The sequence below is a fragment of the Oleiphilus sp. HI0079 genome (assembly GCF_001635105.1).
Genome location: NZ_LWFT01000151.1, coordinates 1 through 796, shown reverse-complemented (window position 1 = coordinate 796; position 796 = coordinate 1). Strand labels below are relative to the sequence as shown.

Genomic DNA, 796 nt, shown 5'->3' with positions numbered 1-796 from the left:
TCTGACCGCTTTGCCAAGCGCGTAACAGAGCGGGGTCGTTCTGCCAGGTAAATGCATCGAACTTCGGGTTAAAGTTGTCTTTGGTGATTTGCGGAAAATGGAAGAGCAAGTAGTGACTGTACTCCCGCCATCCCAGCTCACTCAAGTAGGTATCCAAGTGTTCGTCTTCGATATCCATCTCGAAGGCGTGTTTGGCTGCATACCAAACCTGATTGGGCGACAACTCACCAAAATGTAAAGACGGGCTTAGTTGAGATGTACCGACAACGGCTGGAAAGTTTCGCTTTGACCGATAATGAAACGCGGCGTTTTCGAGGTAGAGCTCAAGACGCTTGGCTGCGCCCTCTTCTCCCGGTTGCCACAGCGCATCGATCTCTTTGTACCATTCGATACTCGGCATTAAACCCAACTCGTCCACGCTCAGACTTTCTAGGTTCCGAGAATTAGCCTCCTGCGTAGAGATCGCAGTGAGATCCGCGCGGCCAAAAGGGACTCTCGGTTCTTTTGCTTTCAGGCAGCCCTTCCGATAATAAGGCGTGAATACCTTATAGGGCGTACCTTGCTGATTGAGAATATCCCAAGGCTCCCAAAGCAAGTTAGCTTGGAAGCTTTTCGCATCCACTCCCTTGTCTCTCAACGCGCTCTTTATCAATGCGTCTCGTTCGGTTTGCCACGGCTCGTAACAACGATTCCAATAAACCGCTCTGGCATTCGTTTCGGTGAGTAAGTCCTGAAGCACATCGGCCGCTTTCCCTTTGCGCAGAATAAGCTTGCCATCGAGAGACTTGTTTAGCGC

Annotated in this window: 1 protein-coding gene; it reads right to left on the bottom strand. The window is 50.8% G+C overall.

Translation table 11 applies throughout. The features are described from left to right. Nucleotides 1-796: deoxyribodipyrimidine photo-lyase (locus tag A3750_RS02280; protein WP_197474816.1), on the bottom strand; the 796-nt coding region annotated here is incomplete at both ends.